Consider the following 16,376-nt stretch of genomic DNA (forward strand, 5'->3'; position numbering starts at 1 on the left):
TTTGGAAAAAGTACAATCTATTTTTTTAATGCTTCCATTAAAAGTTCAGCCGTCTGTTTTGGAATGCCCGCCTCCTGAAAGTCTTGGATAGAGGCTTCTTTCATCTTTTTCACAGAGCCAAAATGTTTGAGGAGCTGCTTTTTACGCTTCTCTCCGATACCTGGTACATCGTCTAAAATAGACTGGAATGCATTTTTTCCGCGCAGCTGCCGGTGAAAGCTAATGGCGAACCGGTGCACTTCATCTTGAATGCGCTGCAACAAGTAAAAGGCCTGGCTATTTCGCTCCAGCGCAACAATTTCAAGTGTATCTCCCATCATGAGATTTGAAGTCCGGTGTTTTTCATCTTTTACAAGACCTGCGACTGGGACAGACAGATTCAATTCATTTTCAAGCACATCGATGGCTGCGTTGATCTGTCCTTTTCCTCCGTCAATTAAAATTAAATCTGGCAGCGGCAGTTCATCCTTTAACACGCGGGTATATCGTCTTCTAATGACTTCACGCATGGATGCATAATCATCTGGTCCTGAGACGGTTTTAATTTTGTATTTTCGGTATTCCTTTTTATATGGCTTCCCGTCCTGAAAGACAACCATGGCAGAAACCGGGTCTGCTCCTTGAATATTGGAGTTATCAAACGCCTCAATTCTGTACGGCATATAAATATTAAGCGCATCCCCAAGCTGCTTCACCGCACCAATTGTCCGCTCTTCATCACGCTCAATGAGCGAAAACTTTTCTTTTAAGGCGATTTTGGCATTTTGATGGGCAAGTAAAAGTAAATCCTTTTTCTTTCCTTTTTTCGGCTGGTGAACGTTTGTCTCAAGCAATTGCTCAATCATCTCTTGATCGACACTGTCCGGTACCAAAATTTCCTTCGGCAGAAAATGGTTGTTCTTTTCATAAAATTGCCCCATAAACGTAAGGAACTCTTCCTCAGGGTCCTGATACATAGGGAACAGGCTGACATCACGTTCAATCAATTTCCCCTGTCTGATAAAGAAAACTTGGACACACATCCAGCCTTTATCATAGGCATAGGCAAAGACATCTCGATCTGATAAATCACTCATCGTCATTTTCTGTTTTTCCATCGTTGAGTCGATATAAGCGATTTGGTCTCTCAGTTCTTTTGCCCGTTCAAACTCTAAATTTTCAGCAGCTTCCTGCATCTTTTCGGTCAGTTCTTTTTTGATTTGCTGATGTCCTCCGTTTAGAAACCTTGTGATTTCGTCCACGAGCTGCTTATTCGTTTCCTCGGAAATGTCATACACACATGGTGCAAGACATTGCCCAAGATGATAATAAAGGCAGACACGGTCAGGAAGAGTGGCGCATTTTCTCAGTGGATATAAGCGGTCGAGCAGCTTTTTTGTTTCTCGTGCTGCTTGTACATTTGGGTATGGACCGAAATATTTCCCTTTGTCCTTTTTTACATTGCGGGTGACGATCAGCTTAGGGTGGCGTTCATTCGTAATTTTTATAAATGGATACGTCTTGTCATCCTTGAGCATGACATTGTATTTTGGGTCATATTTTTTGATTAAATTCAGCTCTAAAATGAGCGCCTCGATATTAGAAGAGGTGACAATGTATTCAAAGTCTTCAATTTCACTGACAAGCCGCTGCGTTTTGGCGTCATGTGATCCAGTGAAATAAGAGCGCACCCTATTTTTTAACACCTTTGCCTTTCCCACGTAAATGATCGTATTTTGTCTATCTTTCATTAAGTAACAGCCTGGTTGATCCGGCAGGACTGACAGCTTTTCTTTGATTAGTTTGTTCATATTTTCATCCGTCCTTGTTTTCCTCTTTCACTCCTTCTAGTGTATCACGAACATTTGTTTTATACCATGTTGAAAGAAAAGCGGCTCTCGTCTTTACGAGAACCGCTTCAATGATTATGCCGCTTGGACATAGATCGGTTTATAGATGTTTGTTGACAAGTTCAGCAAGTGCTTCTTTTGGTTTGAAACCAACAGAAGTTTCTACAACTTCACCGTCTTTTAAAACAAGAAGTGTTGGGATACTCATAACGCCGTATTTACCAGCAGTTTCTTGGTTATCGTCTACATCAATTTTTACAATTTTCATTTTGTCGCCCATTTCTTGATCAAGTTCTTCAAGAACTGGAGCAATCATTTTACAAGGTCCACACCATGGTGCCCAAAAGTCTGCAAGAACAACACCTTCTGCAGTTTCTTGTGAAAATGTTGCGTCAGTAGCTTTTACGATTGCCATTATTCATTCCTCCAATGTAAATTATGCTTTTTAGTATAGCATCTACCAATGTGACTTGCGAATGAAATGCTTACGAATCATTTTTTAGGAAATGAATTAAAAAACAAACCGTATAATCGCACCAATAACAACAATCGCACCGATGATCATTAGAATGGTTCTAAGCATATGACATGACACCCTTTCCGCTTCATTTACAATGTATGATGCCCCAACATTCTTCTCACCAAACATCGAAATATGCAATCAAGTGAGGTCCACAGTTATCATGACCACTGACATTGGCGGCAGCTCTACCGTTAATTCCCCGGGATTTACAGTCATTTGCTGAAAGTCTTTTGGCTGAACAGAATGAGGATCATCAAATGTATTATGCGCATTCATGCGATCAGCCGTCAGCACAAGTCCAGTGACTTTCGTTTGTGCATCAATCCCTTCAATGGCAAGGGATACCTCTTTTTGTTCATGCGGATTCAGGTGACAGTAGCTAATATGCATCTTACCTGATGAACGTGAGGCTGACACACTGACCTGAGGAATTTTTTCACCTTTTCGTTCATACGGCGGTGAAACGAACTCAACCTCAAGAGCTTCTTCCTCTTGATGTACTTGAAACATGTGAAATACATGATACGTAGGCGTCAGAAGCATCTTTTCGTCCTTTGTTAATACCATCGCTTGCAACACATTGACCGTCTGAGCAATATTTGCCATATGAATCCGCTCGCAATGGCGATGAAAAATATGAAAATGGAGGGCGGACACAAGGGCATCTCTTAGTGTGTTTTGCTGATATAAAAACCCAGGATTTGTCCCTGGCTCTGGGTCATACCATGTCCCCCATTCATCAATAATCATCCCAATTCGCTTGTCTGGGTCATAACGATCCATGATTTCTCCATGGTCCTCGACAAGCCGTTCCATCTCATAGGCTTTTTTCAGCGTGATAAACCATTCATCCTCATCAAATTCAGTCGCTGACCCTTTCTTCTCCCATGTACCAGGTACAGTGTAATAATGTAAACTGAGCCCATCCATCCACGGTGCAGCCCGCTCCATCAATACTTTCGTCCAATTCACGTCATTAGAGTTCGCGCCGCAGGCGATTTTATAAATACGCTGCCCGGCAAATTCTCTTACGTACGTTTGATAGCGTTTATATAAATCTGCATAGTATTCAGGCGTCATATTCCCGCCGCAGCCCCAGCTTTCATTGCCTACACCAACATAGGTCAGCTGCCAAGGTTCTTGTTTTCCATTTTGAATGCGCCAGTCGGACATAGGTGTCCCTTTTGGAAATGTCATGTATTCGACCCAATCGGCTAATTCTTGAACAGACCCGCTTCCCACATTGCCGCAAATGTATGGCTCACATTCAAGCAGCTCACACAATGCCATAAATTCATGCGTACCAAATGCATTGGATTCAACCGTACCACCCCAATGGGTATTTACCATCGGCTTTCGTTCACTGAGATCACCTACACCATTTGCCCAGTGATACTCGTCTGCGAAACAGCCCCCCGGCCACCTCAGCACCGGAATATGTAATGCTTGAAGCGCCTTCAGCACATCGGTACGAATCCCGTCAATATGGTCAATCTCTGAGTCTTTTCCTACCCAAATCCCGTCATAAATCCCTCTTCCTAAATGCTCTTGAAAGTGCCCATAAATGTGTTTAGAAATGCGTCCGATCACGTCATTGACTTTTACTGTCCCCTTCACTTGTCAACCGCTCCTTTTCTTCTTGATTACATACAAAAAAACCCAGAATACCTAGGCATTCTGAGTGTATGAGCGTTACGAGTGGATATTCATCTTTTTTAACTCTTCATTCAAAAGCGGTACCACTTCAAACAAGTCACCGACGATTCCGTAATCGGCGATTTTGAAGATTTCTGCTTCTGGGTCTTTGTTGATCGCCACAATGACTTTACTGTTAGACATTCCCGCTAAATGCTGAATCGCTCCTGATATCCCGCATGCAATATAAAGATCAGGTGTGACGACTTTTCCCGTTTGACCAATTTGCAGGGCATAATCACAGTAATCGGCGTCACAGGCGCCACGCGAGGCTCCGACTGCTGCCCCGAGCGTCTCAGCGAGTTCATTCAGCGGTTCAAAGCCTTCCTTGCTCTTAACACCGCGTCCTCCAGCAACAATGACCTTTGCTTCCGATAAATCTACACCTTCTGACGTTTTTTTAATGACTTCCTTCACGATCGTCCGAAGGTTCTGAATATCGACAGAAACCGGTGTGACTTCTCCGCCTCGTGACGCATCCCGCTCAAATGGCGCCACGTTGTTTGGCCGGATGGTCGCTAGAAGCAGGCGGTCTGTGGAAATGACTTTTTCGAAGGCTTTTCCAGAGTAAATCGGTCTAGTGAAAACAAGATGTTCACCGGTAACGCTTACATCGATCGCATCTGAAATCAAGCCAGTCTGGAGACGTGCGGCTATTTTAGGCGACAAGTCTTTTCCGATAGACGTATGGCCAAAGAGCACAGCATCTGGATCGACCTGATCTAATATGGCTTGAAGCGCCTGCGCAAAACCATCTGATGTATAATATGAAAGGTGCGGATGCTCCACAATCATGACATGATCTGCTCCATAGTAAAGCAGTTCATCCGCTAGGCTTTTGACGTCATCCCCTATTAACACGCCAATGACCTCACCGCCATCTGCCACTTTGTGAGCGGCAGCAATGGCTTCAAATGTCACATTTCTTAATTTACCGTCACGACTTTCTCCAAGTACAACAACTTTTTTACTCATCTTCAAGCTCCCCCTTGTTCTCGTGATATCGTAAAGTGGATGTTTAGATGACTTTTGCTTCATTTCTGAGTAGATCTGTCAGTTCTTTGACTTGATCCTGAAGCTCGCCGCTCAGCACCTTGCCACCCTCTTTTTTCTCCGGTAAGAAACGTTCAATTGTTTTGATTTTATATGGTACATCGTCTTCGTCCAGATCTAAATCATCAAGTTCCAATTCTTCTAAAGGCTTTTTCTTTGCCTTCATAATGCCTGGTAATGATGGATAGCGAGGCTCATTGAGTCCTTGCTGAGCTGTGACGACTAGCGGTAGTTCGGTAGAAATGACTTCCACATCACCCTCTACATCTCGTTCAATCGACGCAGAGCCGCCATCAATTTGAATACTTGTTATCGTTGTCACATATGAAAAGCCGAGTAATTCAGCAAGACGCGGGGCTACCTGTCCAGAGCCGCCGTCAATTGCTACATTCCCTGCTAAAATCAAGGAAGCCTCTTTGTCTTTTAAATAGTGATAAAGAATGGTAGAAGCTGAATATTGGTCCCACTCTTCTAAGTCATCTTCCACGTTTAATAAGACGGCCCTATCACAGCCCATTGCAAGCGCTGTTCTCAGCTGTTTCTCCGCATCCTCACCGCCTACTGTCACAACGGTCACTTCTCCCCCGTGCTCATCGCGAAGCTGAATGGCTTCTTCAATGGCATACTCGTCATAAGGATTAATAATGAACTCTGCTCCATCTTCTTGAATTGCACCAGACTGAATAGAAATTTTCTCTTCCGTGTCAAACGTACGCTTCATCAAAACAAATATATTCATCTATTTCTCCCCCTTGTGTCGTACTTATCCCTTATTCCCCTTTAAAATTCGGTTTGCGCTTTTCGATAAAGGCCTGGATGCCTTCTTTGGCGTCATTTGATTGGAAAACCTCACCAAACTTTTTGGCTTCCAGCTTCATTCCGCCGTCATACGAATACAGTTTTGTTGCGTTCAATAAATCAAGCACATATTCAAGTGATTTTGGGCTTTTCGCTGCAAATTTCCCCGCAAGTGTTTTGGCCGCTGTGAGCGCTTCTTCCTCTGTTTCTGCCAGCTTTGTAACAAGTCCGCAGGCAAATGCTTCTTCACCTGTAATCGGTTCAGCTGTTCCCATCATTTCAAGCGCTTTAGCAGAACCAACGTAGCGCGGGAGGCGCTGCGTGCCGCCGAATCCTGGAATAATGCCGAGGTTTAGTTCTGGAAGTCCAAGCTTCGCATCTTTTGTTGCGATTCGGATATCACAAGACATGGCAAGCTCAAGGCCTCCGCCTAATGCTGCCCCGTGAATCGAGGCAATGACTGGTTTTGGACATTGTTCAATCCGTTCAAAAACTTGCTGTCCTCTATCTGCGAGGCTTGCATAATCAGACTCTTCCTGTAAAGTGGTAAATTCTTTAATATCAGCACCTGCTGAGAAGAACCTGCCTTCTCCGTGAATCACAATCGCTCTTACTTCTTCATTCTGTTCGAGCTCATCGAACATGTCATTAAGCTCAGTGAGCAACTGAGAGGATAAGGCATTTGCAGGTGGGTTCTGAATTGTGATGAGCGCTGTCTGTCCTTCATGATGTAAGCTGAGTATCTTTTCCATGTCAATCATCCTTTTTCACATTGTCTTTAGGATTGATGTATTCCGCTTAACAGCAGATCATGTACATTTTCTGCGAGTGCAGGCAGATCATACTTTTGATCATTCATGACCCATGTTGTTGCGGTTTCATCAATCGTCCCAAATACCATTTGTCTCGCTAAGCGGACATCTAAATTTTGTCTGAATTCTCCGGTTTTCTTTCCTTCTGTTAAAATTGACTCGAGCATATTTAAATACCCTTTTAGCACTTCATTGATTTTTTGCCGCAGCTCAAGGTTTGACTGCCTGAGTTCAAGCTGTGTCACAAGAGCCAAATGATGATTTTGCGCCAACATGCGAAAATGCTCCTCAATCAACAGTAGAAGCTTTTCTTTGGCAGACGGCTTCTTTTGAATATCTGTTTCCATCCGTTCGATGAATTGTCCCATTTTTTCTTTGAACAATGAGATGAGAATATCCTCTTTGTTTTTGAAATAAAGATAAATGGTTCCGTCTGCGACCCCTGCTTGTTTCGCAATCTTTGAAACTTGTGATTGATGATAGCCATTCTCTGCAATCACCACAACTGCTGCATCAATAATTTGCATGTACTTCGGTCTTTTCTGCTTCAATGTGCTTCGTCCCTTTCTAAATTGAATGAGCATTCATTCATAACTTTATGTTAAAAAGAAACGGGTGATTTGTCAAGAGATCTTCTTCTTTCTTTTCAACCTTTATCATACCAGAGCAGACTGTCATCATTCAAATCATCCGGCCTCTCGACCGGATGATAAAGGTCGTTATTTCTTTAATTGATCAACAGGTGTTTCAGATGAAGCATGCTTTCTTTTTTCTTCTTCAATTAAAACTCTGCGCAAAATTTTTCCGACAGCCGTTTTAGGCAGTGACTCTTTAAATTCATACACGCGCGGTACTTTAAATGAAGCAATTCTCGTTCTCACAAAGCGATCGAGTTCATCCTCTGTTAAATAAGCATCCTTTTTCGGCACAACAAATGCTTTTACTGTTTCTCCTCTATAAGGGTCTGGTATACCTGCGACAACAACTTCTTGTACAAGCTCATGCTCATAAAGGGCTTCTTCGACCTCTCTTGGGTAAATATTATAACCGCTCGCAATAATGACATCCTTTTTCCGGTCAACGATATAGAAAAAACCGTCTTCATCCATATACCCAATATCTCCGGTAAAAAGCCATCCATCCCTTAATACAGCTGCTGTCTCCTCTGGCTGATTCCAGTATCCTTTCATAACCTGCGGTCCTTTGACGATAATTTCTCCGTGCTCATATGGCTCTTTGAGGCCACCCGTTTCCTCGCAATAAATACCTGCGTCTGTTACAGGCCACGGACAGCCAATGCTGCCTGTTTTGTTCGCTCCCCATAAAAAGTTAGAATGGGTCACTGGTGAGGTTTCAGAAAGACCATATCCCTCTACTAAACGCCCTCCTGTCAATTTCTCGAAGTTCTGTTTGACTTCAACAGGAAGAGCCGCCGAGCCGCTTAAACATGCAGTGATGGACGACAGGTCATACTTTTCAATGTTCGGATGATGCAGCAAGGCGATATACATGGTTGGTGCACCTGGAAAGAGTGTCGGTTTCTGTTTTTCAATCGTTTTGAGGGTATCAGCTGCGTCAAATCGAGGAAGGAGAATCATTGAATGCCCTTCTTTGACAGCAAGATTTAATACGGTCGTCATTCCGTATACATGAAAAAACGGAATAATGCCGAGGATTCGTTCTTTTCCTCTTGTCGTTTTATACATCCAAGAAGCGCACATTTCAGTGTTCGCTAAAATATTTTCATGCGTAAGCATGACCCCTTTTGGTAAACCGGTCGTTCCACCTGTATATTGCAAAACAGCGACATCCTCTTTCGGTTCAAAGGCAAGCTGCGGGATTTGTTCTCCTGATGATTCTTTCATGATTTGTGAGAAGTGATGAATGGTATCACTTTTCTCGACTTGGATGACCATTTTATTTTTTCTTTTTTGAACGATAGGAAACAGAATGTTTTTTGGAAATGGTAAATAATCCTGTAGTTTGGTGATGATCAAGTGTTCCATACTTGTCAGCGCTTTCATTTTATAGGCCTTTGGATACAATAAATCCAATGTAATCAGCACTTTGGAGCCGCTGTCCTCCATTTGATATGCCAGTTCTTTCTCCGTATAAAGCGGGTTCGTTTGAACGACGATGCCGCCTGCAATTAAAACAGCATAATAAGAAATGACCGATTGAGGACAGTTTGGCAGCATGATCGCTACTCTGTCGCCTTTTTTCACGCCAATTTCCATCAGGTGACCAGCTAGTTTCAATGCGTCTTCTTGGAGCTGCTCATAGGTGATGTTTTTTCCTAGAAAATGAATGGCTGTATGCTCAGGTGCAGCCTCTGCGGAGCTGAATAAGTAAGATTGTAACGTCTCATTTGGGATGGTGAGTTCGTGGGGAATTTGATTCGGGTAATGCAGAAGCCAACGTTTATCTGACTGCATAAAAACCCTCCTTCCTGAACTTTCGTACTATTTTATTATAGCAAACTTTTCCTTAAGGCAGTTTGCTTTTTTCAAATAGAGCTTGGTTCCATGACCTCTTTATTTCTTCGCTGGTGTTTCAATCGATGCTCTTTTTCCTTCATGATGCCACTGTTCATATAATCCACCGATTGCATGAAATGACTCATTTACTCTCTCCACAATCTGTTGATGGATACTTGGGTCATTAGGTAAATGCGTCTGGATGTTGTCGACTTGATACTGCCTCATCATGTCGATGTAGACTGTGAGAAAAATCGTGTCTTCTAAAATCCAGTAAATGACTTCATCCGCCTCTTTTGTTCTTTTGTGCAGCATTTGGATTCCTCGTTCATATTGAATGAGAATATAGCCGCTCGGATCAATTTGAACATAAGGGCTCAAATCATCAAAAAATCCAGTCGTTTGAAATGGACGTGCAATATACGGTTCATATATGTCTCTTGGCAGGGATGTTCTTTGGAGACATGTATCAATGCGCTTTATGATTTCGTCTTTTTGCAGAATTTGCTTCATATGATTCGCCGCCTTCGGGTGAGATAAAAGCTGCCAAGGGACCCCTGACAGCTTTCTCACTTTGTCTTTTTCATTTCACAGGAACATGTAAACGGCACCAATGACCGCAAAAGTGCAGGCAACTACGATTAAAACTTTTGCTAGCTTTTCCATGTCGTCTCCTTAAATGCCGGCTGCTACTACGTAAGACAGCCCAACTGAAATAATGAGTGAAATAAACCCGACCGCTCTATTATCATTCTCAATCTCTTTGTCTACTTTAAATCGTGGTGTTAAAAATTCAAAAATGAAATAGCTGACAAGCAGCATCACAAAGCCGTATACGCCCCATCCAATCATTTGCAGAAGGGAATTGTGCTGTGCAATAGAATGCTGAAACACATTCGCAATCCCAAATATCTTTCCGCCTGTTGCCATGGCAACAGCTAAGTTCCCACGCTGAATCTCTTCCCAGTTTTTATAGGAGGTGACGAGTTCAAAAATGGTTAGAAATAAGACAAGACATAGAACGGCTACGCTATAATAGGCGGCAATTTCCACAAGTTCATTTTCCCAAAAGGCTTTCATGCGTTTTCTCCTTTTTACTTTAATTCGACGATGGTAACGCCTGATCCTCCCTCGCCTTGTTCCCCAAAACGAGCATTTTTCACACTTCGGTGCTGTTTCAGTAATTCCTGAACCCCTTTTCTAAGGGCGCCAGTTCCTTTTCCGTGAATGATCGACACACGGGGATAACCGGCTAAGACAGCATCATCTAAATATTTCTCGACTCTGCTTAAGGCATTTTCATAACGCTCTCCCCTTAAGTCGAGCTCAAGCGATACATGATAGTCTTTTCCTTTGACTGCCGTAATGGCTTTCTCCTGCTTAAATTCAGGTGCTGATTTGATAAATTCCATGTCTTTTTCTTTTACTTTCATTTTCAGAATGCCCATTTGGACACTCCATTCTTTGTCACCTGTTTGTTCAAGCAGTGTTCCTTTTTGCCCGAAGGTGAGCACTTTCACTTCGTCGCCTGATTTTAGCTGTCTTGCTGCTTTTTTCGCCGGCTCTGGCTTTTTCTTCCGGTCAAACTCAGGCACTGCATCTTCAAGACGCTTTCTCGCATCGATGAGTTCATGCTCTTTGAATGAGCGATGCTCATTTTTTATCGAACGAAGCTCTTGAATGATGTCTTCTGCTTCTTTTGAGGCTTGTTCAATTTTTTCTGCCGCTTTTTGTTCAGCTTCTTCAAGCAGTTTGTCCTTTTGCTCATTCCATTCAAGAATTTGTCTCTGCAATTCTTTATGAAGTTTTTCTGCTTCTTTTCTATAGACTTCTGTCTCATGCAGCTCTTCTTCTGCTTGTTTCTTGCTGTCTTCTAATGAAGCAATCATTTGGTCTACTTCATTATGCTCAGCATGCATATCCGCTTTTGCCCGGTCAATGAGGTGATCTGGCAAACCAAGACGTTTAGAAATTTCAAATGCATTACTTCGTCCAGGCACACCGATGAGCAAGCGGTACGTTGGTGATAAGGTTTCAATGTCAAACTCCACGCTCGCATTTGTGACCCCTTCTCGGTTATATCCGTATGCCTTCAGCTCAGGATAGTGAGTTGTTGCGATGACGCGTGCATTTGTTTGATGCACCTCATCTAAGATACTCATGGCCAGCGCGGCACCTTCAGCAGGGTCTGTTCCTGCCCCTAATTCATCAAATAACACGAGTGAGTTAGATGTCAAATTCTTTAAGATATCCACAATATTGACCATATGAGATGAGAACGTACTCAAGCTTTGCTCAATCGACTGCTCGTCTCCAATATCAGCAAAGACTTGGTCGAATACAGCCACTTCAGAGCCTTCTTCAACTGGAATATGAAGGCCTGCCTGCGTCATCAGCGTCAAAAGACCAAGCGTTTTTAAAGTAACGGTCTTACCCCCTGTATTTGGACCAGTAATGACGATGGTTGAAAAATCTTTACCGAGCTCAATGTCGTTTGCCACAACCTGATCACGAGGCAATAAAGGATGTCTTGCCCGTTTTAAATAAATCTCCCCTTGATCGTTCACAGCAGGCTTTGTGGCTTTTTCTGCCTTTGCATACTTGGCTTTAGCAAAAATAAAATCTAGCGTTTGAAGCTCCTTTACATTGTGAAGCAGTTCTTCAATGTGTTCTGACACGCTCGCTGTCAGCATTTGCAGGATCTTTTCGACCTCTTGTTTTTCTTTTAAACGGGTTTGCTGCAAAGTGTTATTTAAATCCACGACCACTTGCGGCTCGATAAAAAGGGTTGCCCCAGATGATGACTGATCGTGAACAATTCCGCCGTAATTCGAGCGGTACTCCTGCTTTACCGGAATCACAAACCGGTCATTACGAATGGTAACAATCGTGTCTGACAGCATTTTTGAAGCAGATTGTGAACGAATCATGGATTCTAATTTATCTCGAACTTTTGATTCTAATGAACGTAATTGCGTACGTATTGTTCGTAGCGCCGGAGTTGCATGATCAAGCACTTCTCCATTATCACCGATACAGCTTTCGATTTCTTTTCTGACTTCAGGCAGTAATATCAGCGTCTCTGCATATGTATGAAGGCGCGGTATATCTACACCATCTTCATACAGGGACGTGAGAAAGTGCTTCATATTTTTCGCAGTGTATAATAGCGCTGCAATTTCCATGAGCTCAGATGGGCTTAATGTACTGCCGATTTCTGCCCGTTTGACCCCGCGTCTAATATCCGTCAGCCCGCCAAATGGCGCAGATCCCTTTAAACGGATGACATCCTGTGCTTCTGCTACCTCTTCAAGCAAATGCTGAATGGTTTCTATATCCGTCAGCGGCGTTAAATCCTGCGCTCTTTCTTTTCCTAATGAGGATGCGGTATAGGACATGACTTTTTCTTTTACTTTATGAAATTCTAATGATGCTAACACTTTTTGTTGCAGCATGGTCCAGCCTCCTAACGACTACCTGTCACGCGTTAAAAACTTTTTGATCTCGTTTAGAGAAAAAGTATTCACGACATTTGCTTTTGGTGTCCAGCCTTTTCTTGCAGCTGTTACACCAACTTCCATATGATCCAGCATGGTGATATTGTGCGCATCTGTATTGATCATGATGTTCACACCTGCTTCGTTTGCTTTCATTAAATGCTCTGTTTTCAAATCAAGTCTTGACGGGTTGCTGTTGAGCTCTAGTGCAGTTCCCGTTTTCTTCGCAAGCTCTATGAGCTGATCTATATTTAAGGCATAGCCGTCTCGTCTGCCGATCAAACGGCCTGTTGGATGTGCAATTAAATCTACATGCTGATTCCGCAGGGCATTTTCAAGGCGCTCCATGATGACTTCCTCCGGCTGAGAAAAGCTAGAATGGATAGACGCAATCACAAAATCCATGTCTGCTAAAAAGTCATCATCATAATCTAATGATCCATCCGGGAGAATATCCATTTCGACCCCTTTGAAAATGTGAAAATGCTCGAATTCTTGATTGAGCTTGTCAATTTCTTTTGCTTGCAGACGTAAACGTTCTTTTGTTAAACCGTTTGCTACTTTTAAATATTGCGAGTGATCTGTAATCGCCATGTATTCATAGCCTTTTGCGATACATGCCTCTGCCATTTCACGAATAGAAAATGCGCCGTCACTCCAAGTTGAGTGCATATGAAGGTCGCCTTTAATATCTTTTAGCTCGACAAATTGCATACTTTCTTTATACGTATCAATCTCCGCTCCGGTTTCACGAATTTCTGGCGGAATGAGCGGAAGTTGAAAATGCGCATAAAAAGCGGCCTCGTCTTCGAACGTTTTGACTTCTCCAGTTTCAATTGTTTCCACACCATATTCACTAATACGCTCTCCGCGTTCCTTCGCCAGCTGACGCATTCGAATATTGTGGTCTTTTGAGCCAGTGAAATGATGCAGCGTTGTTGCAAATTGGTCTGTTGTCACAAGCCGGAAATCTACACTGATCTCAAAATCAAGGGCAAGAATGACAGATACCTTCGTATCACCGCTTGCGATGACGTCTTTGACATCTTGAAGTGCAACGAGCTGCTCTCTGACTTGTTCAGGATTGTCAGTCGCGATGATATAATCTAAATCTTTGACTGTTTCCCGTGCACGTCTTAAACTGCCAGCTCTTGAAAAACGAAGAATCCCCTTCATCTGTTCAAGCGCATGATCAATCCGCTCTGCCACATCTAATGCAAAGCCAATTGGCAGTCGTTCTGGCTGTTTTCCAGCCTCCTCAAGAGCGGCGAGTATCTTTTCTTCGGTTTTTTTACCGAAGCCTGCAAGCGCTTGTACTTTTTCCGCTTCGCATGCTTCTTTTAATGATTGTGCATCATGGACACCAAGCTCTTGGTAAAGCTTAGCAATCTTCTTCCCGCCAAGCCCTTGCAACTTTAAGAGCGGAACAAGTCCTTCAGGCACTTCCTTTTTTAATTGTTCGAGTGTTTCTGATTGTCCTTTTTCGATATACTCTGTGATCACAGCAAAGGTTCCTTTTCCAATGCCGGGTAATGCTAATAGATCATCTATTTGCGAAAGGCTGCGGTCGTCTTGTTCCAGTGCCGCCGCTGCTTTACGAAAGGCAGAAATTTTAAAAGGATTATCTCCTTTTAGCTCCATATATACTGCAATTGTTTCAAGAAGTTTGATAATATCTTTTTTATTCATCTCTCATCCTCCAGCCGCTTTGGCATCTTCCTATATAAATATACAAACTTTCCCTTCATCCTACAACTTTCTGTCATGGAATGAGAAAAAACTTCTCCAGGAAAGGAGAAGTTTTTAAACTCCATACGTCGACCATAGGTCTTTGACAAGACCGGACAGGTAAGGGGTGTTGTTTACGATCACATCTGCTAACATTGATTTGCTCATCATTGTCTGCAGTGCATCTACTGGTAGTAATGCAGCGACAAACAATAGAATAAAAACAAATAGATAGGTTTCAAGAAATCCTAATACACCGCCAAGCAGTTTGTTCACCTGCTTAATCACAGGTATACTTGCAATGGTTGTGAGCAATCCGCCAATGATGGCGAGCAGGATTTTGGTCAAGATAAACAGAATGATAAACGCAATGGTATTATAATAAGCTGTTTCTAGATTTCCACTAAAGAAAGCGAGCTGCGGTTGACCGCCGCTAAAATTAGGTGCTGGAATCCACGTAAGCTGTGGTGCAAGTGACTGATAAAACATGGAAGCCACTAAGATAGAAACAACAAAGCTGATCAATTTAATAAATTGAAGAATAAACCCGCGTTTTAGACCGACAAGCGTTCCCATAAGAAGCAAAAACAAAATGATGATATCGATCACGGTAATTTCATTCCTTTTCTTTTAGCTGAATCTCTAATTTTTCGTATTGCTCTTTTAATTTCAAGTAGTCGTGGACGACATTGACTGCTGTCAGTACAGCTAATTTGTTTATATCAAGGTATGGATTTTTTTCATTTATTTCTCTCATTTTATCATCAACAATTGACGCAACATGTCGCATATGCATCTTCGTTTCTTGTCCGATGATCGTATAGGACTGTCCGTAAATCTCAACTGTTGTTTTCGTTTTACCGCCGTCAGACAACGTTTCTCCTCCATTCCACGAGAATCCTAGTCTCTATCATAACATGTTTAGACATTGAATGGAAAGACGAGCCCTTCCCTGTTATGGTACACTTTAGAAATCAATGATATCAAGGTAAAAAGGAGTTATCCACTGTGCCCCAATCCGTTTTAAAAGCAACATCAGAAGACCTCAAAAAGATGAAGAGCGCGTATGCGCACCATTTAACAGACACTTTGCCGCCAGGTGCCCTCTTTCAAGCAAAAGTCCCTGGCTGTACGATTACAGCCTATCGATCTGGGAAAGTGCTCTTTCAAGGACAAAAGGCAGAAGCTGAAGCCAGCCAGTTCAGCCACTTGCAAGCAGCTGATACGAAAAGTCAAAAAGCACCTGCTGTTACAAAATACAGTCCGCCGCCCGGCATCGCTTCCATGTCGGTCATCGGTTCAGATGAAGTAGGTACAGGTGATTATTTTGGACCGATCACAGTCTGTGCGGCCTATGTTGATGCCAGCCAGCTTGCTTTAATGAAAGAGCTTGGCGTAAAAGACTCAAAGGGATTAAAGGACCCTCAAATTATTAACATTGCCAAAGATCTCATCAAAACCATTCCGTTCAGCCTTCTCGTTCTCCGAAATGAAAAGTACAATACGATGCAGGAAAAGGGCATGAGTCAAGGGAAAATGAAGGCACTGCTTCATAACCAAGTCATTACCTCTGTGCTAGAAAAACTGGGCGGACAGCAGCCTGAGGCTATTTTGATTGACCAGTTTGCAGAACCAGGCATTTATTTCAGGCATCTGGCTGGGAAAAAAATCATTCGGGAGCGGACGTATTTTAGCACAAAAGCAGAAGGCATCCATTTGTCAGTCGCTGCGGCTTCCATTATCGCAAGGTACGCCTTTTTAATTGAAATGGACAAGTTATCAAAGGCTGCAGGCTTTGACATCCCAAAAGGAGCCGGCCCTCATGTAGACAAGGCCGCCGCCAAGCTCATCAAGCTGCATGGTGAAGATGCTTTACGTCAATTTACAAAGCTGCATTTTGCCAACACACAAAAAGCGAAAAAAATGCTATAAAAAAAGCTAGGGCCCATGAGGCCTTAGCTTTT

Annotated in this window: 15 protein-coding genes; 1 reads left to right on the top strand and 14 read right to left on the bottom strand. The window is 42.8% G+C overall.

Annotated features, from left to right (window positions below; genetic code table 11):
- Positions 1-17: 17 nt before the first annotated feature.
- The 14 genes from uvrC to zapA all read right to left on the bottom strand — a co-directional run bounded on the left by uvrC (position 18) and on the right by zapA (position 15,286).
- Positions 18-1,790 carry an excinuclease ABC subunit UvrC gene (gene uvrC, locus NSQ72_RS12635; protein WP_024423216.1) on the bottom strand — a complete coding sequence of 591 codons (1,773 nt, stop codon included), beginning with the start codon at positions 1,788-1,790 and terminating at the stop codon, positions 18-20.
- Between the two features lie 139 nt (positions 1,791-1,929).
- On the bottom strand, positions 1,930-2,244 hold the full coding sequence (trxA, locus tag NSQ72_RS12640; protein ID WP_007501629.1) for a thioredoxin: 315 nt from the start codon (positions 2,242-2,244) through the stop codon (positions 1,930-1,932).
- Positions 2,245-2,490: 246 nt separating this feature from the next.
- Positions 2,491-3,969 carry an alpha-N-arabinofuranosidase gene (locus NSQ72_RS12645; protein WP_341084181.1) on the bottom strand — a complete coding sequence of 493 codons (1,479 nt, stop codon included), beginning with the start codon at positions 3,967-3,969 and terminating at the stop codon, positions 2,491-2,493.
- Between the two features lie 75 nt (positions 3,970-4,044).
- A complete protein-coding gene (locus NSQ72_RS12650; RefSeq protein WP_024423218.1) occupies positions 4,045-5,022 on the bottom strand; it encodes an electron transfer flavoprotein subunit alpha/FixB family protein in 978 nt (325 codons plus the stop codon).
- Positions 5,023-5,065: 43 nt separating this feature from the next.
- On the bottom strand, positions 5,066-5,839 hold the full coding sequence (locus tag NSQ72_RS12655; protein WP_039180495.1) for an electron transfer flavoprotein subunit beta/FixA family protein: 774 nt from the start codon (positions 5,837-5,839) through the stop codon (positions 5,066-5,068).
- 31 nt (positions 5,840-5,870) lie between these two features.
- Positions 5,871-6,650 (bottom strand): enoyl-CoA hydratase, encoded by a 780-nt coding sequence (locus tag NSQ72_RS12660; protein ID WP_024423220.1) that lies wholly within the window; start codon positions 6,648-6,650, stop codon positions 5,871-5,873.
- Between the two features lie 26 nt (positions 6,651-6,676).
- Entirely contained in the window at positions 6,677-7,261 is a 585-nt protein-coding gene (locus tag NSQ72_RS12665) for a TetR/AcrR family transcriptional regulator (protein ID WP_039180499.1), read from the bottom strand.
- A 168-nt stretch (positions 7,262-7,429) separates the two neighbouring features.
- Complete coding sequence (locus NSQ72_RS12670) at positions 7,430-9,145, bottom strand: AMP-binding protein (RefSeq protein ID WP_144490389.1); 1,716 nt, start codon at positions 9,143-9,145, stop codon at positions 7,430-7,432.
- A 99-nt stretch (positions 9,146-9,244) separates the two neighbouring features.
- Positions 9,245-9,700: an immunity 63 family protein gene (locus NSQ72_RS12675; protein ID WP_341084192.1), complete on the bottom strand. Its 456-nt coding sequence runs from the start codon at positions 9,698-9,700 to the stop codon at positions 9,245-9,247.
- Positions 9,701-9,862: 162 nt separating this feature from the next.
- Positions 9,863-10,267 carry a DUF350 domain-containing protein gene (locus tag NSQ72_RS12680; RefSeq protein WP_008345990.1) on the bottom strand — a complete coding sequence of 135 codons (405 nt, stop codon included), beginning with the start codon at positions 10,265-10,267 and terminating at the stop codon, positions 9,863-9,865.
- Positions 10,268-10,281: 14 nt separating this feature from the next.
- On the bottom strand, positions 10,282-12,639 hold the full coding sequence (locus tag NSQ72_RS12685; RefSeq protein WP_341085032.1) for an endonuclease MutS2: 2,358 nt from the start codon (positions 12,637-12,639) through the stop codon (positions 10,282-10,284).
- Positions 12,640-12,660: 21 nt separating this feature from the next.
- Positions 12,661-14,373 (bottom strand): DNA polymerase/3'-5' exonuclease PolX, encoded by a 1,713-nt coding sequence (gene polX / locus NSQ72_RS12690; RefSeq protein WP_039180509.1) that lies wholly within the window; start codon positions 14,371-14,373, stop codon positions 12,661-12,663.
- A gap of 114 nt (positions 14,374-14,487) precedes the next feature.
- Positions 14,488-15,021 (bottom strand): CvpA family protein, encoded by a 534-nt coding sequence (locus NSQ72_RS12695; RefSeq protein ID WP_024423226.1) that lies wholly within the window; start codon positions 15,019-15,021, stop codon positions 14,488-14,490.
- A gap of 7 nt (positions 15,022-15,028) precedes the next feature.
- Entirely contained in the window at positions 15,029-15,286 is a 258-nt protein-coding gene (gene zapA / locus NSQ72_RS12700) for a cell division protein ZapA (RefSeq protein WP_012010831.1), read from the bottom strand.
- Positions 15,287-15,420: 134 nt separating this feature from the next.
- Between zapA and rnhC the strand changes: the two genes are divergently transcribed.
- Positions 15,421-16,344, top strand: a complete 924-nt coding sequence (rnhC, locus tag NSQ72_RS12705) for a ribonuclease HIII (RefSeq protein WP_080967160.1) — start codon at positions 15,421-15,423, stop codon at positions 16,342-16,344.
- Positions 16,345-16,376 lie beyond the last annotated feature (32 nt).

Source organism: Bacillus sp. FSL R5-0659, assembly GCF_038008785.1.
GTDB classification, from domain to species: domain Bacteria; phylum Bacillota; class Bacilli; order Bacillales; family Bacillaceae; genus Bacillus; species Bacillus safensis.